A 22,658-nucleotide genomic window follows, 5' to 3' on the forward strand; every position below is an offset into this window, starting at 1 on the left:
ATCGCTACTCTGGATATTTTTTTAGTTGGAAGTCCCTTACCGAAGAAGAATTCAGGAGTCAGGAGCCAGAATGGGCTAAACCTTAGCTATTCGCTAACAGAATTGAATTCTGTGCGACTGGTGGAGGAATCATGGTAAGACAGTCCCCGACTTCAGTCGTGGAGGAGAAAAAAGTATTCCTTGCTTGAAACCCCTGACAACTCTTGGAGACGCTAAAAGCGAACAGACATGGGGTATTCTGACTCCTGAATTCTGACTTCTGACTCCTTTTCATAACCATTCTCCACCCCGGAAACGCCAACGGAGGAAGATAATTCGCATCAGGCTTTGGGAAGTAATAAAAACTGCTAGCCACACAATGCTATAGTGCAACAAAAAAGCTCCTGGGGAAAGTTCCTCTTTTGGTAAAGGTATTGGTAAAAAGCCAAATAGTTTGACTCCACAAAACACAAACACCAATTCCCATATACCAGCTAAGAGTTGATAAATTGCTGGCCAATCTCTATCCCAACGGTATTTCTGGAGATAGTCATAAAGCACATCCCAGCCTAAGCCAAAGATGGCAATATAACTAAGTATCCAGAAATAAACCGAGCTTGCACCAGGGCTAATCCAACCCATTGCAAAAGGCAAAGATACGAGTATACCGACAGTTGCAAGTAATAATAATCGAGTTTGCCAGCGACCAAATAAAGTTGGTGTCATAACAGTGCTGAGTTAGGAGTAATTAAGAATGGTAAGCTGCGTTGGCAAAGCCCACTAAAGGTATAGCATCCCAATTGATTACATCGTCTAATAAAGCTTGATAACCTAGTGTATTGGGATGAAGACCATCTTCACTTAAGCGTTTTAGCCGCCAATTTTCGCCGCGTTCCATCCATTGCTCAAAAATATCTAAATAGGGAATCTGCCTTTTGGTGCAAGCAATTCGAGTTGCTTCTTTGTAGCGGTATTGGTCGGCATGATTATAGTAAAAACAATCTAAAAATGGCATCTTGGCTTCATCTACTGGCACCATGCCTACAAATAACACAGGACAGAGTTGCTGTGCCAAATCTAGCAGAGAAGCAATTTCTTTTTCAAATAAGCTAAAATCTGTGTAACTTCGACCATCAGGACGCGCTAACCGGGCTGAGTCATTCACGCCTACGGATAAAATAATCAAGTCGGGAACACGATTTCGGAGTTCACCCCGGTGGCGAAATTCAACTTCTAGCCTTTGCGCTACTTGTTGCGTGCGATCGCCTCTTACCCCTAAATTATAAAGAATATGACCGGCACTATCCGGCAACATCCACCATCGCCGTAGTTGCTCGATCCAGCCTCCTTTTTCAGGATCGCCGAATCCATAAATTAAGCTGTCCCCCAGTGCGACAATCTTCATAGGCTGAAAGTGATTTGGTGGTACAGACAGCTGCATTGAGGAAGAAGCTAGAAATGTGTGCATTTAACAACTATATTTTATATCTTTACAAGATTCTATACATTTCTATACCATAGAGGGCTATTTATATAGTATCCAAGGATATATGGCGTTTCTACTTGTTGATATGGTTGCAAGGTTAATATTGTCGTAGTTGAGCCTCTGAGGTAATAAAACTGGGGACTGGGGAGGCAAGGCAAAATATCAGATTGCAGATTGTTCTTTCCCTGCTACCCCGCTCAAGAACTGCCACCACAGCAATTGGATATTTTTGATTTGGAAGTCCCTGGTAGTAGTGCTGGATAGATATTATTGGTAAGCTGAGATTGTAGTGAGTTCCGAGAACAGGCATAAGTTGCGATCGCTACTTCCGCAGTTCAGTAGGCAGAACATAGCTCTAAAGCGACAATGCAAAAACTCCTTTTCAATCACATAGATAGATTTAGAGCGCAAGCCCTATTCATTGGTAAGAATATTAAGTTACAGACATTGGAGAATTACGTTTGCTTGGCAACTATGCCAGTAATCGTTACAGTAGGTGAAAACGGCTGTGCAGTGCTGCTGGCGTATGGTGCAGTTGTCCTGTTTAACGTTGAGCCTGTAGAAAAAGTAGACTTCTTGACCAAACTATCCTCTCAGGTTAATGACTCTTTTACCGACCCGGAAACAGAAGAGGTGGAAATTCATCTCAATTTTGTCGAGAGTGAGCGAGTTAAAGAAGGAAAAATTTTACTACATGAATTTAGTGTAGAACGCTTGCAGATAGTGGCTGATATTCTCGCCAAGAGTGTTGTACTGTCGCATTATGAAACCAGCCTAGCAACTGTATTCGATCAAATTGAACCGTTTGCAGCTAGTCTCCAGCGTGAAAATAGAAGTAGACCCCAGAGCCGGGAATTACTACGCCAACTTGGGACTACCCTATTAGTTCAACACAAGATTGTGGGCCGAGTAGAAATTATCGATAAGCCGGAGTTACTTTGGGAATCCCCACAGCTAGAAAACTTATATCTGCGCTTAGAGGATGAATACGAAATCCGTGAGCGTCACCATGCCCTAGAACGTAAACTAGAGCTAATTTCCCAAACCGCACAAACCGTGCTGGAGTTCATGCAGCATAGCAGTAGTCAGCGAGTAGAGTGGTATGTGGTGATTTTGATTGTGGTAGAAGTTCTGCTGTCACTGTACGACATCATTTTCAAAGGCTAATGCTAAATTTGGGGATCGTAAACAATTTCTGGTTTTAAGCAGCAGCCTTAAGTTGGGCGATCGCTTTTCTTCGCAGTGCCATTCGCGCAGCTTCGACTTATAAAAGATCAAATGGGAACCATACCATTGGTTCCCAAATTCAAATTTACAAAGCCAAGCCCCTATCACCCACAAAAATCATCTACCCTAATATCTCTCCAAATATCAGAAATCTGCCAGCCAGAGTTGCCAACAGAGTGTACTTGAGGATTATCAACGAATGGAATATAGTCAGGTTCTCTTGAATCTGAAATGATTATTGGTAGTTCCTCAACGACAGTAGGTGAAAAATCAACACTCTCAGCACTCTCAGCTTGAAGAAGTTCATCTTCTGCTGCTTCAATTTCTTTCATCTGTCTCAGGGTAAGGTTTTGAGATTTTTTAATGAGTTTCATATCCATAAAAGCTGTCAAAAGGGATTGGGTAAAAAAGAGAAAGTATGGGGCTGATAGTGAAAAATTGTGATGCAGTTGGTGCTGAAAAATTGGACAGGATAAACAGGATACAGCAATTTTGTGGAAAATACGAGTACTTTACTAAGGAATTTATCAGGTGAGACGCCAAATCAGGCGATCGCCTACGGCAAGCAGATGCCAAAAATGCTTTTAAAAACCCCAAACTAAGAAACTTTAGGGGCTTGCAAAAAATAAGTTATCCCAAATTATTTGTAGATTTGTAGGGGCGCAAGACCTTGTGCCCATACGTACCCTGTAGGACGCTTACGTGTAACGCGGAGCGTCCCCAGCGATGTTTTTTAACTCAGGTTTTCAGTACGGTTTACCGCAAGCGGATTCCTGGGGGTAGTCAATTAGCGATCTCACATTTGGCTGGGGCGAACTTATGAACGTCACCACTATATCTGAAGTGTCAATGGGCTAAACATCATAAATCATTAATTGACCATCTTCTCAGCTTTGTAAATATTTTGTTATAATAATTAACAGAAGCTCACATTTTGCTGTAGCACCGCCAAGTAGGGGCCTAATACCTCGATAAGTTACTACAGCAGCTAGGTATGAACGCTTCTTCTCGATATTGCCAACCTTGACCTTTTAGTTTTCGCCTAGTTGGGCGATTAACCTGTGATGAATCAACCTATTACATTATCTTTAGAACAAGAATTTAGCCTTAGAACTTTTGCTGACCAAGTGCAGCAGATGTCTCGTGAACAAGCTCAAGAGTTTTTGCTCATGCTTTATAAGCAGATGATAATTCGGGAAACGACTTACCAAGAATTGCTCAAACATCAGTGGGAACTTGATTCCGACCCAACCTTGGGTTAAAGCGTACAAGCAAATATAGGAAGTATTGTAGATGTAGCAAGTTCGCTACTTGTTGTGTCAACCTTGGTGCGTAGGGGTAGTCTGTCTTAAACATCGCAATGAGCAACGGCAGACAACCTCAAACTCATTAACAGGGGCTTTCGACATGATCAAGAAGATTATCCTTAGAGAGTTGTAAAAAATAAATTATCCCAAATTTTGTATATTTGTAGGGGTGCAAAGCCTTGCACCCCTACGTATCATGTTGGACGCTGACGCGAACGCGCAGCATCCCGCAGGGATTTGGACAGGTTTCAAATCAACCGCCTCCATAAAATTCTTGAAGGGAATTGATCGGGCTAAAGGGGTGATGCCTGGCATCCTATCAACAAAATAAAATCCCCACACTGGAGGTAGGGACTACAGGATTACTCTAAGCAGCTATTAATACAAGTTTAGTTAAGGAACTTTTGATTGCTGCCATAAGATGAGTTTCAATTCAGAGTAGTAGCAAGCCCCATCACTAATTTGGTGTTCGTTGTCAGCTAGCCAATCATAAATTTGTGTAGCTTTTGCCAATGCCACTTTTTCTGAATGATAAAGCCGAGGTGTAGGGCAATAGGCTTGGCCATTGATGTGTATAGCTACAATCTGCCAATAATCGCTCTCTGGTACAACTTCTAAAAACCCGTTACTGTAAGGCTGGATTATTCCTATGTTCATCTACAACCATCAAACTTTAAAATAAAGACTACAACAAAGCCGATACCAGCTAGTTCTTGCGAGTCGAAGCTAGAATCATTAACAGGGGTTGCTACTGCATCCCCTGTTAATGATTGTGGGTTCCTAGTCAATGAAAATCTGAATTATTGGTCACTTTTTGGCTAGCTGTCTTAATGCTAGTTTGGGTTTGATGGTGAAAATCTTTGCCTCAAAACCAATATCAAAATAGTAAATTAGCAAAAACTAAAAATAATATGTGGGGAAGTGCCATAGTCGCGTATTTACATTATTTAAGCTTTATGTTGTGCTTTGGCGCTCTGGTGTTAGAAGCATTCAGTTTAAAAAAAGAATTGAGTTTAAATGAAGCTTGGAAAATTGTCATAGCTGATGCAGTGTATGGCATATCAGCAACTATTATTCTTACCACAGGTGTTTTACGTGTTATCTACTTTGGTAAAGGCACAGATTATTATTTAAGCAACCCAGTTTTCTACGCCAAAGTTGTGGTTTTTATTGTGGTAGGTTTGCTATCTCTCTATCCCACTTTTTCTTTCATTGGTTGGTTGAAAAGTCTCCAACAAGAGCAAGCACCCAAGCTGGAATTACTAAAACTAAATCGTCTAATCTGGCTAATTAGAATTGAACTGGTTGGCTTTACCCTAATTCCGTTATTGGCAGCAATAATGGCAAGAGGAATAGGCACAAACTAGGGTAAATTAATCATCAGTCAGTAATGCTGCACAAGTGATTACCCAACATGGCGGTGCTAATTGCAGCGATCGCAGACTGATATGTGAACTCATATAAAATTAATATGTATCGATTTAGACAATTTATCTGGCGTTGCACCCTGGTAGTCTTTCTAGCATTGACTATATATGTGTTGGGAACTGCAAACATATATGGATGGGGTGTAGAAGAAGCACACGCACTGCTACGTCAACATCATGAGTCCCCTGGTACATTGCGCTACCACTCGCAAGTATCTATCAAAGATGAATTTGGGTATGCTTGGCAGGTGCTATTGTTTAAACAAAATTACAACAATCCTGTCAAAGAATTAAGGTTACGCGTGGTGGGGTTTCCTGGTGTCGTTGAAATTGCTCATCCCCAACCATTGTTGATTGAGACAAAACTTGCTAAATTGCTTTTGGCATCAGATGTCTACGCTTTAACTGCACCCGCCCCAAATGTAGGTGAATATAACTTAACTGATATTTTACCCAAATTGCCAACCACCGATGCGCTCAAACTTCATGTGCCTACGTATAGTGGGAAGCCATTGGTTCTCAATATTCCCAACTCTGTAGTCACCGAGTGGCAATGGCTAGTGACAGAAATTGATTAACCCTAGCAACTAACAAAACTTCCAGGTTTGGGGGCTTTTGAAGCAGAGGCTTACTCAAAATGCTACATCTTCACAAAAAAAACCAAAGCCAGGGCGATGTTCTGTAGAAGCTGCAAAGCGATCGCCATTTCTAATATCTGCGATTTAACACTCACATTTTAATCCTACCGTGGTAGTTAGGCCATTTTATATTACTTTTATGGATATCTATTACCATCATTTTTGTTCATCTCAAAAAATAATTATATGTCTAAACTCTTTGCCGTTGTCGTAGCAACCGTTCCCGCGTATTATGAGTATAAAAAGGCTCACCCAGAACACGACCAAGATCAACTGGCTTGGTTTCATGAGCAACAAGAGAAGGGAATACTGTTGTGCTGCGGCCCGTTTTTTCCCCATGATGGAACGGGGCTGTGGGTGATTCAGGCGGAGAATGAGCAAGCGGCTCAAGCCATTGTTAACAGTAGTCCGCGTGTGCGGGATGGTATGTTAGCAGACTCTGCTAGAGTTGTGGAGTGGCAAGTTCACATTGGACATGAGCGTTTTCAAGGTGGTAAATAATTAACCTTTTTTGAATTATAGGACTTACGCAAGAGTTACGGAATAACGAACCACAGAGGCGCAGAGTACACGGAGAAATCAAAGTTTGAGAGATATTTGGCGTAAGTCCTAAATTAAAAATTTTGTTATGGATAATAATTTTGAGCAGAAAAAGAATACTTATAGCTCTGGCGCGATCGCTACGACATTTCAAGGTTAGCGATCGCCCGTATCTTATGAAGAACTCTAGGAGAGAGCCAAAATCGGAGCGGGTGATGCAACAACTACCGCGTAACTTAGCGAATCATTGCTGTGGTGATCGCATCTGTGGATGGGGAACGGTTGAGCCTTAAGGAGGTAGCGATTACAGCGTTTGTAAATGTATTTTATTACTTAAGATATTTTTCAGTTAAACAAACTTGTATTTAAGATTACAGTGCTTAAATACTAAATTTGTCGGTGATTATTTTTTCTGCCACCAAGGAGTAATCATGGTTTTAAATCAAAGTCAACGCGTTGTAGGCGTATTTACTCATCGTCGAGATGCAGAACAGGCACTACATGAATTGAGAGATTCTGGTTTGGCGATGGAGAAAGTATCTGTAGTTGTACAGAATGTAGACCGCAATCATGAGATTGCTGATGATGAAATTAAAGAGCCTACTGATGATAAAGCTGACGAAGGTGCAACAGTAGGAGGACTTTCAGGGGGTGCTGTTGGCGGTTTGACTGGTTTATTAGTAGGTCTTGGAACTTTAGCAATCCCTGGAGTCGGGCCAATAATGCTGGCTGGGGCAGCAGCAACTGCTTTGGTTACAACCCTTGTCGGAGCAAGTATTGGTGCTGCTACTGGGACTTTTGCTGGTGCATTAGTTGGTTGGGGAATGTCATCAGAGCAAGCTAAAACATATAACGAGCGAGTAGAGAATGGACACTATTTAATAATCGTGGATTGTACATCTTTAGAAATTGATAAAGTACAAGCAATTCTACAGCGTTGGGGTATTGAAGAGTTTGGCATTTACGAACATTTCAGCAGTGAACATGAAACTACAAATTATTTGACCACGACGGCTTCTGCTACTACCATTCCTAATAAAAGCGGGATGATGACCAAGTATGCTATTAATTATTTTAATCACATAGATAATGCTGAAGCGGCAATTAACGATATGCGTGCCGCAGATTTTCCAGTAAGCCAGATTTCCTTAATTAGTAAAGACTTTCCTCAACTATTTGGCTCAACAGATGTTACTTTAAGTGACCGCTTTGACGCTATGAGGCTAGGAATAGCAGATGATTGGGTACGCTTTTACAACGAGCAAATTGAGCAAGGCAATTACATACTTATCGTTAGTGGCACAGACAATGATCTTGAGCAGGCTAGCTTGATTCTGAGCAAGTATGGTGTTCAAGAGTGCCAAATTTATGACCCGATGTTAATTCGTTCTTAAAAGCTGGTGCTTGTGTTGATGCTGCACTGCGATCGCTAATATAAACTTCTACAATCTCACGGGTGTATGCGTCAATTGCAAGTTACACCCACTGGTTTTTGCTTTATGGCAAACTTATTCGAGGATATATTTTAATGCGATCGCCACAATTGGCAATTTGCACCCAATTCATGTTGTTCACACGCAATTTACGTGTTCTAAATAACAAATTAGCTTAATATCCTGTTGTTTCTTTAGATAGACGATAAAACTAATTAGCAAAGTTAAATTTTAATTACGCACTACCTCATGCTTAAACTTTCAAAGCTCTTAAAAATATTTTTTTGAGAGCTTTATTAAAATTAAAAGCAAGTAGATTGGGATAGTGGAATTATTGTTTAAGTATCTTGCCAATACTTGAAAAAGGAATGAAAAGCGATACTTCAGATAAGAATGTCTCTTAGCTGCTTATGATGGCATTGTCATTCCCTCCAAAGTGATGGGAGCATCCCAATTTTGCTTAAATCTTTTCCCTCACCCCCAGCCCCTCTCCCAAAGATGGGAGAGGGGAGACATAATTCTAGTTCCCCTTCTCCCAAAGATGGGAGAAGGGGTTAGGGGATGAGGGCGATCAAAGTTTTTGCACATTTGGGATGCTCCTAAAGTGATAGGTGTTAACGTATCACAAAATCTTTAATGTCTCGAAAAATGCAACAACAAATAGTTGCAGTCTTAAAATGTTTTAGGAGTATTGTATGCAGAAATCAAACAACCAAAAAGAATATTTCCTTAAGTATCTTTCCCTAGCGCCCGTTCTTGCTGTTCTTTCGGTATCAGTTGCCTTTTCTACCTGGGCGGTTTTTAATTACTTTATCCCAGACCTTCTCTTCCATCCTATGCCATAAGCTATAAGTCAGCCCGCCATAGGTTCAAACCTATGGCATTTTTAGAGTTACCAAATAGCATATATATTGTCATATAATGCTTTTGCAAGCGTATTTGCCTAATTAGACATCTCTAGAAATTAAATATACATTATCCAGAACCCTTGTAGAGACGTAGCAATGCTACGTCTCTACATTCATTTTTGGACTTTTTGCTATATTTATGTATTTATACTAGATAATTAGTATAAAACTATCTATTTTCCTGAGATAGTGTTTAGCGTAGGCATTGCTCCCAATTCTAAATAACTCTACCTTTAGATGGTTGCTTAATCGATTAAAAAGAAATTAGTTTACGTCTATAGCGGTAGTCTTTAACTGTCTAATTAAACAGTTTTTTCTGAAAAAGGTTACTGTATATTCAGGGTTTAGTCAGCAAAATGTTACGTTGATTTACAATTACCTTGCTTATTTTTAAGTCAGCTTGATTTTAAGTTTCTTGACTTTTTGGTTCATTATTCAAGCATTCTGATGCAAAATAATGTTTTTATTTCGTAATAATTACCATTAGCGATCGCTACATTTATAATGTTGTACCGAAAGCCAATAAACAAGTTGCAAAAATTCATCCAAAAACAGAGTTATTTACATATAGGGGTTTTCCTAGCAACTCTGTTGAGCATCATATTGTTCAGTTGGGTAGCACTCTCACAACAACCAGTTACCCTAAATCTGTTAATGACTGCCCCTGATGCCGAACCTTGGAGGCAGGGTTTAATTAGAGACTTCGAGGCTGAGAACCCAGGTATTCGCATTAACCTAGTTGAAGGGCCGAATGCCACAAATTTGCTCGAAGACCTATACACCTCATCTTTTATCTTGGGTGAATCCCCTTATGACCTGATTAATATGGATGTGATCTGGACATCCAAGTTTGCTGCTGCTGGATGGTTGCTACCTTTAGGCGATCGCATTTCTAAACAGGAGTTGGCAGCATTTTCATCCCAGGATGTAGAAGGGGGACGTTACCAAGACAAACTGTACCGCATTCCAGTGCGTTCCGATGTAGGAATGCTCTACTACCGAGAAGATTTAATCAAACAAGCAGGATTGCAACCGCCAGAAACCTTTGATGATTTGATGCGAATTTCCCAAGTTTTGCAAAAGAAAAAGCAGGTGAATTGGGGCTATGTTTGGCAGGGTCGCCAATATGAAGGACTTGTGGCGATGTTTGCGGAAGTCCTCAAAGGCTTTGGTGGTTTCTGGGTTAATCCTGACACCCTCGAAGTTGGACTAGATCGACCAGAAACATTACGAGCCATTGAATTTCTGCGTAGTACGGTTAAGGAAGGCGTTTCTCCTCCTGGAGTCACGACGTACCAGGAAGAAGATACCCGGCGCTTGTTTCAAAATGGTCAAGTAGCGTTTTTACGCAGTTGGCCTTATGCGTGGCCTTTAGCCCAGGCAGAAAATTCGCCAATCCGGGGCAAAATAGCGATTAAACCAATGGTTCACGCTCCTGGGCAGACGGGAGCGGCTTGTTTAGGGGGCTGGGGTTTAGGGATTGCTAAATCTTCTAAACATCCCGAAGAAGCTTGGAAAGCAATTCAGTATTTTACCAGCCGGGAAGCACAACGCCGATTTATTTTGACCGCAGGCTATGTACCAAGTCGCCGGGATTTGTTTACAGACCCAGAGATTGTTGCTAAATACCCCCACTATCCGCAATTATTGGAAGTCGTGGACAATGCAGTTTTACGTCCGCCCATCGCCCAATATGCTCAGACATCAGATATTTTACAGCGTTATCTTAGCGCCGCGTTATCTGGTCGGATGAATTCGGAACCAGCAATGCAAGCTGCTGCGGCGGAAACGCGGCGACTGCTGGGAGCGGGGGGCAGGGGGAGTTAGAAGTTAAAGCATTGGCTTAAAGACTTGTTCATCCACCTCGAATACTCATTAACGGAGTTCAAAGACTCATTAACGGAGTTCAAAGGCTCATTAACGGAGTTCAAAGGCTCATTAACGGAGTTCAAAGGCTCATTAACGGAGTTCAAAGGCTCATTAACGGAGTTCAAAGGCTCATTAACGGAGTTCAAAGACTCATTAACGGAGTTCAAAGGCTCATTAACGGAGTTCAAAGACTCATTAACGGAGTTCAAAGACTCATTAACGGAGTTCAAAGGCTCATTAACAGGGTTAAAAATCCCCAATGCCCAATTCTCAATGCCCAATAATCAATGACAAATGACAAATGACAAATGACAAATGACAAATAACAAATGACAAATGACAAATGACAAATTTAAATACACTCAGAAGTCGAGAACAACAGACAGCATGGATTTTATTAACACCAGCATTGCTGCTGCTGTTGTTTGTATTTGCCTACCCGATTTTACGAGCATTTTGGTTAAGCGTATTTACTAGAAATCTGGGAACAGAATTACAACCTGTATTCTCTGGTTTGGACAATTATGTGCGGATGGCGGGAGATGGCCGTTTCTGGCAGAGTTTGTGGGCGACGACCGTGTTCACAACAGCATCCGTAATCTCAGAACTATTCCTAGGACTGGGAGTTGCCCTAGTTCTCAATCAGGCGTTTTTTGGGCGGGGCATAGTGCGTACAACCGCCATTATCCCTTGGGCTTTGCCTACATCTTTGATTGGTCTGGCGTGGGCTTGGATTTTTAACGACCAGTTTGGGGTTGTGAATGATATTCTGCGGCGGTTGGGGCTGATTGAGACTGGCATTAATTGGTTAGGAGATCCAACGCTGGCGATGATAGCAGTGGTTTTTTGCTGATGTTTGGAAAACAACGCCATTTATCAGCATCTTGTTGCTAGCTGGGTTGCAGTCGATATCACAAGACCTTTATGAGGCTTACTCAGTCGATGGGGCAACTGCTTGGCAAAGCTTCCGCAATATTACCCTGCCATTGCTGCTGCCGCAAATCTTAATTGCGGTGCTATTTCGGTTTGCTCAAGCTTTCGGGATCTTCGACTTGATTGCTGTGATGACTGGGGGTGGCCCTGGTGGCGCTACAGAAGTGGTGTCATTGTATATTTATTCTACGGTGATGCGCTACTTAGATTTTGGTTATGGAGCAGCCCTGGTAGTGGTGACATTTTTAATATTAATTGCTGCGGTAGCGATCGCTAGTTTCTTACTGAACAAATACCGTGCCAAAACATCAGGAACCATTTAAGAAGTAGGGGGCAGGAGGCAGGGAGCTAGGGTGTTAACTTTGTACCTTGATATTTCAGACAAAATTGCAATAACAAGTTATCAAACAGAATTCAGGAGTCAGGAGCCAGAATGGGCTAAACGCCCCGCTACCGCTAACAGAATGAATTCTGCGCGACTGGCGGATAGCGCAGCGTAAAGCCTGCGGCATGGCTTCGCTTAGAGCGAGTACTCGATAGCGCAGCGTTAGCGAGTATTTTCGAGTCGCGTCTGAATAAATGGGTTTAAGACCCCCACCAAATTGAAAATTTGGTGGTCTACAATGAGTGGCGGGTCTGAATCCCCCACTCATTGATTCTGACTCCTGTTAGCGGTAGCGGGGCGTTTAGCCCATTCTGGCTTCTGAATTCTTCTTCAATAACGGTCTTCTTTCTGCTAGCAACAGCACATTAGTAAGAATAGGAGAAAAACTCAAAAGGCTTCGCAGTCTATCCCAGTGTGCTAGTTAAAGTAGGCTCCTACCCTTCAAACTATAATCAGAGGTAATATAGGGATACTCTTGAGAAGTGAGATGTCGTATGACTACTCGGATAGAAGTTGAATTGGCTATCAAACAATTACCAGAGAATGAAGTTCGTAATCTGGCAAAGTGGCTTCAAGAATATCTTGATGAGATGTGGGATAGGCAGATTGAAATGGACTTAGCATCAGGAAAATTAGATCGTCTCATTGCTCAAGCAGAAGAGGACATTGCAGCAAACAACGTGAGGGATCTGGATGAAGTCCTTTACGACGACTGATTTTTGGAAAGCGTAGCGATAGGTAGATCGAAGATTAGCAGCTATCTCGAAAAACAGACAGCATTGCCAGTTAACCAAAGCTAACAGCACTACAAAGAAGATTTTTAACTGCTTTCAAAAAGAAAAATCGTATTTTCCACATCGAATGAGGACACAGAATTTGCATGAACTTTTTTGGGCGATTTTCCCACAAAGTCAACACCTTAGCAGGGGCAGGGGAAGAAAGAGTTTTTACATTTGTGCATACATAGACCATTACATAATCAATCGGACATGATATAACTCATGAGTTCTCGACAAGCAGTTCCAACGACTCCAAAACCAAAAGGGGAAAGCAAGTTTTCTTTTAAAAAAATCTTGCTGCCCATAATAGTTGTATTAATAGTGCTATTCAGCTTATCCCCAGCTTTATGGCAATTGCTGACCTCGTTTAAGGTGAATGAGGATATTGCCGCCGTTCCTACTGTCTATTTCCCCACACGATTCACTTTCAATCACTACATTGAGTTATTTACTCGTCGTCCATTTTGGCGCTACATCTTCAACAGTGCCTTTGTGTCGATTACTTCCACAGCTGTATCTTTAGCGATCGGCGCACCTGCGGCTTATGCCCTCGCACGGTTACGCCCTTGGGGTGAAAAAGCTATCCTCGCTAGCGTTCTAATTGTTACCTTATTTCCTGGAATTCTCTTGTTCTTAGGATTGTTAGAAATTATCCAAGCGCTTAAACTCGGCAACAATTATCTGGCGCTGATTATACCCTATACTGCGATCAATTTGCCGCTAACAATTTTAGTACTTAGAAGCTTTTTTCAACAATTGCCAAAAGATTTGGAAGATTCTGCTAGAGTCGATGGCTACAACACTTTTCAACTACTGTGGCAAATCGTGCTACCTATGACCCTTCCCGCCTTGGTGACTACTGGAATCCTCACCTTTATTTTTGCTTGGAACGAGTTTATTTTCGCTCTCACGTTTATGACGCGTGAAGAGTTGAAGACAATTCCCGTTGCTGCGGCTCAATTGGGTGGTGCGACAATATATGAAATTCCCTACGGCCCGATCGCTGCTGCTACTGTCGTGGGCACGTTACCCTTGATTTTACTAGTTTTGTTTTTCCAACGCCGGATTGTCCAAGGTCTTACGGCTGGTGCTGTCAAGGGATAAGGGGAAGCAGAGGGGAGAATAATAATTTCTGACAAATGACCAATGACCAATGACAAATGACAAATGAAAAATGGCTAAACTTGAACTCACAAACTTAAACAAAACCTACAATCCTAAAGTCGTCCCCGTCAAAGACGTTAGTTTAACTGTAGATAACCATGAGTTTCTCACTTTACTTGGCCCTTCTGGCTGTGGCAAATCTACCGTACTGCGAATGATTGCGGGTCTTGAAGAACCTACTCGCGGTCAAATCAAAATTGGGGAAGTGGATGTTACCTATAAACGAGCAAGCGATCGCAACATTGCAATGGTATTTCAAAGCTATGCACTCTATCCTCACATGACGGTGTACGAAAACCTCGCTTCTGGACTGAAGCTGAAAAAAGTACCACCGACAGAAATTAAACAGCGAGTGGCAGAAGTGGCAGAAGTTTTAGGATTAGCAGAGTTAATGAACCGTAAGCCTGGCCAAATGTCTGGAGGTCAACGGCAACGGGTTGCTGTTGGTCGTGCTTTGGTGCGTAATGCCGATGTCTACCTGTTGGATGAACCTTTAAGTAACCTGGATGCATTATTGCGGGAAAGAGTCCGAGCCGATATCAAGCAAATTTTTGCAGCCCAAAAAGTGCCAGTTGTCTACGTCACCCACGACCAAACCGAAGCGATGACGCTCTCTACGAAAGTTGCATTGCTCAACGATGGTTATGTTCAGCAACTTGATCCACCTGATCGCATTTATAACCATCCAGCTAATCTATTTGTGGCTGGATTTGTTGGTAGTCCGCAAATGAATTTACTAACTTTACCTTGTAAGGGACAATATGCGATCGCGGGTAACTTCCAAGTACTTCTCCCAGATATACCAACAGTACCACCGCAGATTGTTTTGGGAATCCGCCCAGAAGATGTCCGCATTGCTCAACCAGGTGATATCCAAACTATTCAAGGGCGAGTGTTTTTAGTAGAAAACTTGGGTATGCACCATTTGGTCAGTGTCAAAATTGAGGGTTCACAAACCGGAGCGATTACGGTACGTGCTTTGTTGCCAACAGACCAAAATTGGAATGGCGAGGATATTACATTAGCATTACCCCCTGAAGATATTCACTGGTTTGATGTTCAATCTGGCCATGCTCTTGTTAAAAGACAAACGAATTCGGATTTTTAGCCGCCGATTGGTGTAACATCTGCGCCTTCAAAAGCAGTATTAATTCCGATTTCTCGCCAATGCTGAAATTCTTCGCGTTCAACCGTCCGTCTTTGCTCCCACAGGCTGTAAGCATCCAAGCCAAGCATCAACCGTAGTGGTGGATTCTCCGATTCGACAACTTGAATGATTGCAAGTGCCGCCTTTTTTGGGTCGCCTGGCTGTTTGCCGTTGCCGCCGTAAAGATATTCTCTCAGTGGCTCAATCACCCCTTTGTAATCATCAATTTCCGTTTCGGGTTGCATATTGGCATCTCCTGCGAAGTTCGTGCGAAACGCGCCCGGCTCGACAATCGTCACATTAATGCCCAGAGGTTTTACTTCATCGCGCAAGCCTTCAGCAAAACCTTCAACCGCAAATTTCGTCGCGCAGTAAAGTGCAAATCCGCCAATTGAAACCAAACCGCCAATTGAGGTAATATTCAAAATGTGACCCGATTTCTGTTCACGCATTACGGGCAAGACTTCGCGCGTCATTTCTATTACGCCAAAGCAGTTAACTTCAAACTGTTTTCTTATTTGCTCAGATGAAAATCCTTCCAATGCACCAAGAGAACCAATTCCTGCATTGTTAACGAGAACATCAATACGCCCGAAGCGTTCGACAGCAGCTTTGACAGCAGCACGCCGCTCTTCGGCATTTGTTACGTCCAGCCGAATGGCAATTGCGTTTTCTTGATTTGCTTGTACCAATTCTGCTACTTGTTCAGGTTTCCGCGCTGTCAGCACAACTTTGTCACCGCGCTCTAAAACTGCTGACGCTAGCGAGCGACCGAATCCGGTTGACGTTCCGGTTATCAAATAAACTTTGCTCATGAAACTTAAAAAAGTTGATATATTCTAAATTAGTATAAATACTGATATTGCCAAATTCAATTAACCGAAGGTTAAGCATCCAGTATCTACCTGCAAAAACAAGCTTTCCAAAACCACGTACCAAAGAACCGTGTGGGTTTCTGGAAAAAACTGGGCCATGTTTGATATATTATTGTGGACTATATGTCACACTCAAGCCGATATCAATCTCAAACAAAAAATGCAAGGAACCCAACTTTCTTTTTTTCCTAACGAGGAAAACTACTCTACAACAAAGCAAAAAAAACCAAAATTAGGACGTTATGAACGTATCAAACGAGAACTAGATCAAAATAACTCCGATCCATATAAAATATTCATTGATGTTGATTCTGTGCCAAAATCACCATTTAATTACACCTTTATGGATCTGTTTTGTGGAGCAGGAGGCATAACACAAGGACTAGTTCAAGCTGGATTTAAACCCTTAGCTAGCGTTGAAATCAACCCAATTGCTTCTGCTACCCATAAAAAGAACTTTCCACAATGTCATCACTTTTGTGGAGATATCGAACAATTTGATTCCCGTAATTGGCTACAAGAAATCGGTTTACCTGAAGTAAATCTTATTATAGGCGGCCCACCATGTCAGGGTTTCTCGGTAGCAGGAAAACGTGACCATAAAGATCCCCGCAATCGTTTATTTTATGAATTTGTGCGTGTTGTCTCAGAAATACGTCCTTGGTACGTTGTTATGGAAAATGTTCCAGGCATTCTGACTATACAAAACGGAGATGTAAAAAAAGCAATCATTGAAGCGTTTCAATCTATTGGTTATCCTAATATATCTGTTGCAATTCTTGAATCTGCTGCCTATGGAGTGCCACAAATTCGACCAAGAGCGATCTTTATAGCTAACAGATTTGGTATGCCAAATCCCTATCCCAAAGCTAAGTTGTTACCTGAAGAATATAAACCTATTGAATCAGCTATTTCCGAATTTACCAGCATATACCCCAATACCAGAGATAAACCATCAATGGACTAAGCATTCACCTGAGTATATGGAGCGAATTGCTAAAGTTCCTCCAGGTGGTTCTTTATATACAAAATACGTTGATGCTTTCAAACGGCAATATCCTGGTAAACCAAGTATGACCGTTAAAGAGAATCACGGTGGTACTCATATTCATCCGTATCTAAATCGTGTTATTTCAGCGCGTGAAATGGCAAGATTACAAACATTTCCAGATTCATTTATTTTTGAAGGTTCTATGAAAAAAGCTATGTGGCAAATTGGAAATGCTGTACCGCCAAGTTTAGCGGAGTGCATTGGCTACGCACTTATTCCTTATCTAAGTGATATTGCTCTTAATACTAAAAATAAAGTTAATCCTAGTCATCCTGAACAAGCTGGGCTAGTTTTTGATTAAGAGCATTGCGCCAAAGATCAAAATTATACCAGCCACATCCTATGCAGCCTTCCTCAGCTTCAGCACCCCGTTGATGTATAGAAGGCCAATCTTTACCTCCTTGATACCAAAACTGAATTCCAAAAGGTGTACCTCGGTTGCCATTTTTGATACAGCGTTCGCAACTTCTGGATTTTAAAAGATTGTGATTGCCAAATGAATCTTTCTTAAGTAATTGAAACTTTTTCTTAATTTCTGTTTCACTCATAGACGCAAGATGTGGTGGCTCACTTTCACCCCAGCGTTCCATTGGGAATCTATGATCAATAACTAACTCATGCTTCTCTCTTTGTCTCTGTTCTATTGCATCTGTATATGAATAAACTTGGAGAATTCTTAGGGCTAAAGACGCTGGTATATTAGATGCAGAATTAGCTGATTTTATCTCTCCTATCCATCGATCTCCTAGTCGCATCTGCTGGCAAGTAGGACAGTAATCTCTTTTTGTTTCAATTACCAAACCAGGACGGCTTCTGGTTCCGCGTTCTAACCCCTGTATACCTCCACCACCAGCATACTGATTTGAACCTATATTTTTTCCTTCACACTCCCTACAATGCCATTTTTGATCTGATAAAAGTTTAAAGACTTGTAGTTGAGTTGAGTCTTTTCTAAACTGAGACTGAATTGTCTCTACTAAATTTTTGTTGTTGCTCACTGTATCTTATCCGCTTCGATTTCCAGATTTTCAAGAAGAAGGGAAACACTTATGCCCAAACCACCTGCAAGGCTTACAAGAGCTGTGAGGGAAGGATTTCTGACTCCGCGTTCCACACCAGATATATAAGTACGGTCTAAGTTAGAGCGTAATCCTAGTTCTTCTTGAGAAATTCCCAGTTCTGTTCTATGTTGTCTTACAAGATAACCTAAAGCACTAAGAATCTTTGGTTTCGATTCATTCATAGTCCCGATTGTTATCGTTGACGGACTATCAGTCTACGGACGATGTGTCACATCACCAGCAGTTACCTATGAAATTTGTAGAAAATGTATTAACTAAAGGACTAAAGTCCTTACTACAAACCTCCAAAATTAACTTGGCAAACTAGTAGAGGCGCACAGATTTTCGTCCCTAAGCTTAAAATGTTGATAACTATTTTCATAATGAGAATTGCTGAGAAAAACCCTAAAGATTAGGTGATTCCGCTATGATTAGCAAAGTTTTAGCAAATAGGATTTATGGATAACGATTTACTGGCTTTCTTTGTAGGTGCTGGGTTACTCGTCCTGTATCTCATTTTTTCTGCATTGACTGAAATGGGGACTAAATTACCTTGGAAGAAATAAGCTGGTAGGGCGATAAAGTTGCTAAAAATTTACATTTTTCAACCTAATTGGGCTTGGAAAAAGGAACAAACATCCTTTAGGCTGAGTTAATATACTTATTGTTGAAGAGTGTGCCAAATGCGCGATCCACAAAAAAACCACATTAAAATCGAGCCGGCAACCCTCGTTTTGATTGTGTCTCTCCTAATACTCTTGCCTCTGCTGTTTGTTGGTTTTTTATCGCAGTGAAACCAGGCGGGAATACTCAACACATATATTATTCTGACGTTTTTCACAAGATGCAAACGAGCCGCACTTTGTATTGTCGTGCCATCTTAACCCAAGTTCCTGAATTGTTAATGCATGGGCTGGCAATGCCATTGCATCGACTGACAATAACTAAAATCTTTTAGGACTTACGCAAGAGTTACGGAATAACGAACCACAGAGGCGCAGAGTACACGGAGAAATCAGAGTTTGAGAGATATTTTGCGTAAGTCCTATCTTTGTAGAGACGCGGAATTTTGCGTCTCTACATTCTTTTCCACCAGATATTTAATTTTTTCTGGTGTGTTACGCGACTGTTAACGCACCTAACTACGCAAAAGTTACTTCGGTAAAACCTGCCGCAGTGCTGCTAAAAGTTGGTCAACACTTTCTTTACGACTATTAAAGCCCATCAATCCAACGCGCCAGACTTTACCCGCGAGTTCGCCAAGTCCACCGCCAATTTCAATATTATATTCATTGAGTAACTGCCGAGCGATCGCTTTCCCATCTACCCCTGCTGGAATGCGGACAGTAGTAAGCGTTGGCAATCTATACTCTTGCTCAACGTGCATACTCAATCCTAAATTTTCCAACCCTTCCCAGAGATATTCTACGTTCTTTTGATGCCGTTGCCAGGAATTTGCTAACCCCTCTTCTGCAAGCAAACGTAGTGCTTCTCGCAGTGCATAGTATAAATTGATAGGTGCTGTGTGGTGATAGGTGCGTTCAGCGCCCCAATACTTGCCTAGTAACAACATATCTAAATACCAGTTCGCAACCTTTGTTTGCCGATGTTGCAATTTCTCAACTGCACGCGCACTCATGGTAAAAGGAGAAGCACCAGGCGGGCAACCCAATCCTTTTTGGCTACAACTATAAGCTAAGTCAACTCCCCAAGCATCTAAAAACAAGGGGACACCACCCAAACTTGTGACTGTATCCACTAGCAGCAAAGTGCCAAATTCACGACACAAATCAGCGACTCCTTCCAATGGTTGACGTGCGCCAGTGGAGGTTTCAGCATGAACTAAAGCTAAAATAGCTGGACGATGAGTTTTTAAAGCAGTTTGCAGTTCATCGAGGTTAAAGACTTGTCCCCAAGGCTTGGTGATAGTTCGCACATCAGCGCCATAACGTCCAGCCATATCTACAAGACGATTACCAAAGTAACCCGCTACACCAATCAAAACTACATCACCGGGTTCAACAGCATTGGCGATGGTTGCTTCCATTGCGGCTGTTCCTGTACCACTGACTGCAATCGTGAGTGGGTTTTCTGTTTGCCATACGTAGCGCAGCAACGACTGAATTTCATCCATGAGTGCGAGAAAAGCTGGGTCAAGATGCCCAACAGGTGAGGTATTCATCGCCTGGAGAACTGTAGGATGGGCGTTGGATGGCCCTGGCCCCAACAGCAGACGAGATGGGATTTCTAGCGGTGTGAGTTGCAAGCGCCCAGAGTCGTTGATTGAAATTGTTTGCGTCATAGTTTATTTTCGCCTAGACGGTACTTACCGAATCATAGAGCGATCGCATCACCGATGTTTTAACAAATCTCTCATTTGCCAGAAGATGGGATTGCTGGAAAGTATTACTGTGATTAAGACAAATGTGTGAGAGTATACTTATTGACTTACCGGGAGACATAATTATGGTTTTTGCTGGCAAACGACCGAATAATTTAGGTATTAGCAACGGTAAATTAGCACCCTGCCCTAATTCCCCTAACTGCGTTTCTAGTCAGAGTACAGATGCAACCCCCAAAATTGCACCACTGACTTTTACGTCTTCTCCTGAAGCAGCGATCGCTAATCTTAAAAATATCATTCAGTCATTACCAAGAACCAAAATCATTACTGAAAGCCAAGATTATTTATATGCAGAATTTTAAAGTGCTTTAATGGGATTTGTAGATGATGTAGAATTCTATCTAGATCGCAATGCTAATGTCATCCAAGTGCGTTCAGCTTCCCGCTTAGGTCAGAGCGATTTAGGTGTTAATCGTCAACGAGTAGAGACGATTAGAACCAAATTAAAATAATTCGTAATTCGTAATTCGTAATTCGTAGTTCGTAATTGAGTTAGTAAGTAGTCTTGGCATGCTTGTCTGATTTGGTCTGCAACTACATCAGAATAGTTGCTAGTTTGAGAAACTAATGTGCTAATATCTATGATGGAAACTTGTGAAAACTATTTATTGACAAGTTCTAAGATTGCCATATTTTGGTTCTCCTAATCGTGCGTAGACTAATAACTAGACTAGACAATAAATTATATCGATAAATTACGAATTACGAATTAGTTAAAATTTGCGATCGCAATATTTGTGCAACTTAATTTATTTAAAAACTTTGACTCCCGACCCAGGCTGATAATTGCTATCGGAGTTGCTGGATTAGTTTCAGTAATCCTTCCATCTTGGCTGCACTTACCTACTCGCATTCTCTGTGCTTGGAACTCCGGCGCTGACTTTTTCTTAGCCATAACGTGGTGGAAAATGATCAAAGCTACCCCAGAAAAAATTCGTCGTTATGCTGAGAATGAATTTGAAGGACATTTGGCTATATTCATGCTGGTGATTGCTGCGGCTTGTGCCAGTGTTTTAGCCATTGGGTTTTTTACTAACTGATAAAAAAGAGTTGTCAAAAATTCTGCTTATCTTACATCTCATACTTTCAATTATGACCATTGTTGGTTCTTGGTTACTAGTGCATACGATGTTTGCAGTGCAATATGCACACAGCTATTACAAATATATTAGTCGTAATCATGGTGAAGAAATCACCGGAGGTTTAGATTTTCCTAATAATGACTATCCAGATTATTGGGAATTTTTATATTATTCTTTTGTAATTGGCATGACTAGCCAAGTTTCAGATGTGGAAACGAGATCGCGGGAGATGAGGCGCTTGACTCTGTTACATAGTATATTATCCTTCTTTTTCAATACCACAATTTTAGCTATGAGTATTAATATCATTGCATCGCTAATCTAAAAATTGCTTGACTCAGCCAAAAGTATGATTATTTATTTCTCTACTTAGAGAAAGAGGAAATTAGATTGCCAATTTTTTAGCATAAGCTTAAGTTGAAATAATCGGAGTAAGTTTATGCCTGATAACAAAATAGAAGAATTATCTGAAGATATCAAACAACAACTGCCTGAACACGCACAACAGATTTTCCTTGCAGCATTGAATGCTGCTCAAAAGGATGCTTTGAGTGAAGAAGGTGCGCGTGAAATAGCTTGGAATAGTGTAAAAAATGAATACGAACCAGGCAATGATGGCAAATGGCAGAGAAAGCCCGAAGACACTGCTATACATAATAAATCTGTTACATCTGGTGGAAATTAACTAAATTTCATCTGTGGATAACTATCTGATGTTAGGGGGTATTATAAAGATTTAAGGGGAATTTAATTCTCACAGCGCAGAGATGGAATTTCCCTTCTTTTTTCACAACTTATGCCAGAGATTGAAGAAGAATCCAGAAGTGAGAATTCAGGAGTCAGAACAAGAAAGTGGGGGATTCAGACCCGCCACTAATTGTAGACCACTAAATTTTTAATTTAGCGGGGGTGCAAAAATGCCCTTTATTCATTCGCCACTCGCACAGAATTCAATTCTGTTAG

26 protein-coding genes and 2 pseudogenes are annotated in these 22,658 nt (G+C 41.4%); 19 read left to right on the forward strand and 9 right to left on the reverse strand.

The window, feature by feature from the left end; genetic code table 11:
* Window positions 1-270 precede the first annotated feature (270 nt).
* Together ANSO36C_RS29830 and ANSO36C_RS29835 are read right to left on the reverse strand one after the other, a co-directional pair.
* Window positions 271-705, reverse strand: coding sequence for a hypothetical protein (locus ANSO36C_RS29830; RefSeq protein WP_251957697.1), 435 nt, complete (start codon window positions 703-705; stop codon window positions 271-273).
* A gap of 22 nt (window positions 706-727) precedes the next feature.
* Entirely contained in the window at window positions 728-1,447 is a 720-nt protein-coding gene (locus ANSO36C_RS29835) for a GDSL-type esterase/lipase family protein (protein WP_251957698.1), read from the reverse strand.
* 384 nt (window positions 1,448-1,831) lie between these two features.
* On the opposite strand from ANSO36C_RS29835, the gene ANSO36C_RS29840 reads away from it, so the two are divergent.
* On the forward strand, window positions 1,832-2,632 hold the full coding sequence (locus ANSO36C_RS29840; RefSeq protein ID WP_251957699.1) for an RMD1 family protein: 801 nt from the start codon (window positions 1,832-1,834) through the stop codon (window positions 2,630-2,632).
* A gap of 164 nt (window positions 2,633-2,796) precedes the next feature.
* Here ANSO36C_RS29840 and ANSO36C_RS29845 read toward each other — a convergent pair whose 3' ends face one another.
* Window positions 2,797-3,066: a hypothetical protein gene (locus ANSO36C_RS29845; protein WP_251957700.1), complete on the reverse strand. Its 270-nt coding sequence runs from the start codon at window positions 3,064-3,066 to the stop codon at window positions 2,797-2,799.
* 690 nt (window positions 3,067-3,756) lie between these two features.
* Between ANSO36C_RS29845 and ANSO36C_RS29850 the strand changes: the two genes are divergently transcribed.
* The gene (locus ANSO36C_RS29850; protein WP_251957701.1) at window positions 3,757-3,954 is read left to right on the forward strand and encodes an NblA/ycf18 family protein; all 198 of its coding nucleotides are present in this window, start codon (window positions 3,757-3,759) and stop codon (window positions 3,952-3,954) included.
* Between the two features lie 438 nt (window positions 3,955-4,392).
* On the opposite strand, the gene ANSO36C_RS29855 is transcribed toward ANSO36C_RS29850, so the two are convergent.
* Window positions 4,393-4,656: a hypothetical protein gene (locus ANSO36C_RS29855; RefSeq protein ID WP_251957702.1), complete on the reverse strand. Its 264-nt coding sequence runs from the start codon at window positions 4,654-4,656 to the stop codon at window positions 4,393-4,395.
* Entirely contained in the window at window positions 4,653-4,787 is a 135-nt protein-coding gene (locus tag ANSO36C_RS34030; protein WP_267145346.1) for a hypothetical protein, read from the reverse strand. Before ANSO36C_RS34030 ends, ANSO36C_RS29855 begins: the two co-directional genes overlap by 4 nt.
* Window positions 4,788-4,859: 72 nt before the next feature.
* Between ANSO36C_RS34030 and ANSO36C_RS29860 the strand changes: the two genes are divergently transcribed.
* The 11 genes and pseudogenes from ANSO36C_RS29860 to ANSO36C_RS29910 all read left to right on the forward strand — a co-directional run bounded on the left by ANSO36C_RS29860 (window position 4,860) and on the right by ANSO36C_RS29910 (window position 15,183).
* The gene (locus tag ANSO36C_RS29860; RefSeq protein WP_251957703.1) at window positions 4,860-5,366 is read left to right on the forward strand and encodes a DUF2214 family protein; all 507 of its coding nucleotides are present in this window, start codon (window positions 4,860-4,862) and stop codon (window positions 5,364-5,366) included.
* 104 nt (window positions 5,367-5,470) lie between these two features.
* The gene (locus ANSO36C_RS29865) at window positions 5,471-6,004 is read left to right on the forward strand and encodes a DUF3122 domain-containing protein (protein ID WP_251957704.1); all 534 of its coding nucleotides are present in this window, start codon (window positions 5,471-5,473) and stop codon (window positions 6,002-6,004) included.
* 246 nt (window positions 6,005-6,250) lie between these two features.
* On the forward strand, window positions 6,251-6,565 hold the full coding sequence (locus ANSO36C_RS29870) for a YciI family protein (RefSeq protein WP_251957705.1): 315 nt from the start codon (window positions 6,251-6,253) through the stop codon (window positions 6,563-6,565).
* Window positions 6,566-6,705: 140 nt separating this feature from the next.
* Window positions 6,706-6,897: a hypothetical protein gene (locus ANSO36C_RS29875; protein WP_251957706.1), complete on the forward strand. Its 192-nt coding sequence runs from the start codon at window positions 6,706-6,708 to the stop codon at window positions 6,895-6,897.
* 138 nt (window positions 6,898-7,035) lie between these two features.
* Window positions 7,036-7,998 carry a general stress protein gene (locus tag ANSO36C_RS29880; RefSeq protein ID WP_251957707.1) on the forward strand — a complete coding sequence of 321 codons (963 nt, stop codon included), beginning with the start codon at window positions 7,036-7,038 and terminating at the stop codon, window positions 7,996-7,998.
* A gap of 734 nt (window positions 7,999-8,732) precedes the next feature.
* Window positions 8,733-8,882 carry a PsaJ protein gene (locus ANSO36C_RS29885; protein WP_251957708.1) on the forward strand — a complete coding sequence of 50 codons (150 nt, stop codon included), beginning with the start codon at window positions 8,733-8,735 and terminating at the stop codon, window positions 8,880-8,882.
* Window positions 8,883-9,449: 567 nt separating this feature from the next.
* On the forward strand, window positions 9,450-10,772 hold the full coding sequence (locus tag ANSO36C_RS29890) for an ABC transporter substrate-binding protein (protein ID WP_251957709.1): 1,323 nt from the start codon (window positions 9,450-9,452) through the stop codon (window positions 10,770-10,772).
* 385 nt (window positions 10,773-11,157) lie between these two features.
* Window positions 11,158-12,070 (forward strand): annotated as a pseudogene (locus ANSO36C_RS29895) (carbohydrate ABC transporter permease).
* A 556-nt stretch (window positions 12,071-12,626) separates the two neighbouring features.
* Window positions 12,627-12,848, forward strand: a complete 222-nt coding sequence (locus ANSO36C_RS29900) for a hypothetical protein (RefSeq protein WP_251957710.1) — start codon at window positions 12,627-12,629, stop codon at window positions 12,846-12,848.
* Window positions 12,849-13,133: 285 nt separating this feature from the next.
* The gene (locus tag ANSO36C_RS29905; RefSeq protein WP_251957711.1) at window positions 13,134-14,015 is read left to right on the forward strand and encodes a carbohydrate ABC transporter permease; all 882 of its coding nucleotides are present in this window, start codon (window positions 13,134-13,136) and stop codon (window positions 14,013-14,015) included.
* 70 nt (window positions 14,016-14,085) lie between these two features.
* The gene (locus ANSO36C_RS29910) at window positions 14,086-15,183 is read left to right on the forward strand and encodes an ABC transporter ATP-binding protein (protein WP_251957712.1); all 1,098 of its coding nucleotides are present in this window, start codon (window positions 14,086-14,088) and stop codon (window positions 15,181-15,183) included.
* Here ANSO36C_RS29910 and ANSO36C_RS29915 read toward each other — a convergent pair.
* Window positions 15,180-16,037: an oxidoreductase gene (locus ANSO36C_RS29915; RefSeq protein WP_251957713.1), complete on the reverse strand. Its 858-nt coding sequence runs from the start codon at window positions 16,035-16,037 to the stop codon at window positions 15,180-15,182. The genes ANSO36C_RS29910 and ANSO36C_RS29915 overlap by 4 nt on opposite strands.
* Before the next feature lie 130 nt (window positions 16,038-16,167).
* Here ANSO36C_RS29915 and ANSO36C_RS29920 point away from each other — a divergent pair, with 130 nt between their 5' ends.
* Both ANSO36C_RS29920 and ANSO36C_RS29925 read left to right on the forward strand, forming a co-directional pair.
* Entirely contained in the window at window positions 16,168-17,064 is an 897-nt protein-coding gene (locus ANSO36C_RS29920; RefSeq protein WP_251957714.1) for a DNA cytosine methyltransferase, read from the forward strand.
* Window positions 17,065-17,080: 16 nt separating this feature from the next.
* Window positions 17,081-17,449: a DNA cytosine methyltransferase gene (locus ANSO36C_RS29925; protein ID WP_251957715.1), complete on the forward strand. Its 369-nt coding sequence runs from the start codon at window positions 17,081-17,083 to the stop codon at window positions 17,447-17,449.
* Here ANSO36C_RS29925 and ANSO36C_RS29930 read toward each other — a convergent pair.
* The 3 genes from ANSO36C_RS29930 to ANSO36C_RS29940 all read right to left on the reverse strand — a co-directional run bounded on the left by ANSO36C_RS29930 (window position 17,412) and on the right by ANSO36C_RS29940 (window position 20,511).
* Entirely contained in the window at window positions 17,412-18,146 is a 735-nt protein-coding gene (locus ANSO36C_RS29930) for a restriction endonuclease (protein WP_251957716.1), read from the reverse strand. The two genes, ANSO36C_RS29925 and ANSO36C_RS29930, sit on opposite strands and share 38 nt — an antisense overlap.
* Entirely contained in the window at window positions 18,143-18,391 is a 249-nt protein-coding gene (locus ANSO36C_RS29935) for a helix-turn-helix domain-containing protein (RefSeq protein WP_251957717.1), read from the reverse strand. The genes ANSO36C_RS29930 and ANSO36C_RS29935 overlap by 4 nt, the downstream gene beginning before the upstream one ends.
* Window positions 18,392-19,362: 971 nt before the next feature.
* On the reverse strand, window positions 19,363-20,511 hold the full coding sequence (locus ANSO36C_RS29940; protein WP_251957718.1) for an alanine--glyoxylate aminotransferase family protein: 1,149 nt from the start codon (window positions 20,509-20,511) through the stop codon (window positions 19,363-19,365).
* A gap of 164 nt (window positions 20,512-20,675) precedes the next feature.
* Here ANSO36C_RS29940 and ANSO36C_RS29945 point away from each other — a divergent pair.
* The 4 genes and pseudogenes from ANSO36C_RS29945 to ANSO36C_RS29960 all read left to right on the forward strand — a co-directional run bounded on the left by ANSO36C_RS29945 (window position 20,676) and on the right by ANSO36C_RS29960 (window position 22,380).
* Window positions 20,676-21,065, forward strand: a pseudogene (locus ANSO36C_RS29945) (DUF1499 domain-containing protein).
* A 285-nt stretch (window positions 21,066-21,350) separates the two neighbouring features.
* A complete protein-coding gene (locus ANSO36C_RS29950) occupies window positions 21,351-21,653 on the forward strand; it encodes a DUF1345 domain-containing protein (RefSeq protein ID WP_251957719.1) in 303 nt (100 codons plus the stop codon).
* Window positions 21,654-21,663: 10 nt separating this feature from the next.
* Window positions 21,664-22,020 (forward strand): DUF1345 domain-containing protein, encoded by a 357-nt coding sequence (locus tag ANSO36C_RS29955; protein ID WP_251957720.1) that lies wholly within the window; start codon window positions 21,664-21,666, stop codon window positions 22,018-22,020.
* A gap of 114 nt (window positions 22,021-22,134) precedes the next feature.
* Window positions 22,135-22,380, forward strand: a complete 246-nt coding sequence (locus ANSO36C_RS29960; RefSeq protein ID WP_251957721.1) for a ChaB family protein — start codon at window positions 22,135-22,137, stop codon at window positions 22,378-22,380.
* Window positions 22,381-22,658: the final 278 nt, after the last annotated feature.

It is taken from the genome of Nostoc cf. commune SO-36 (genome assembly GCF_023734775.1).
Taxonomy (GTDB): domain Bacteria; phylum Cyanobacteriota; class Cyanobacteriia; order Cyanobacteriales; family Nostocaceae; genus Nostoc; species Nostoc commune_A.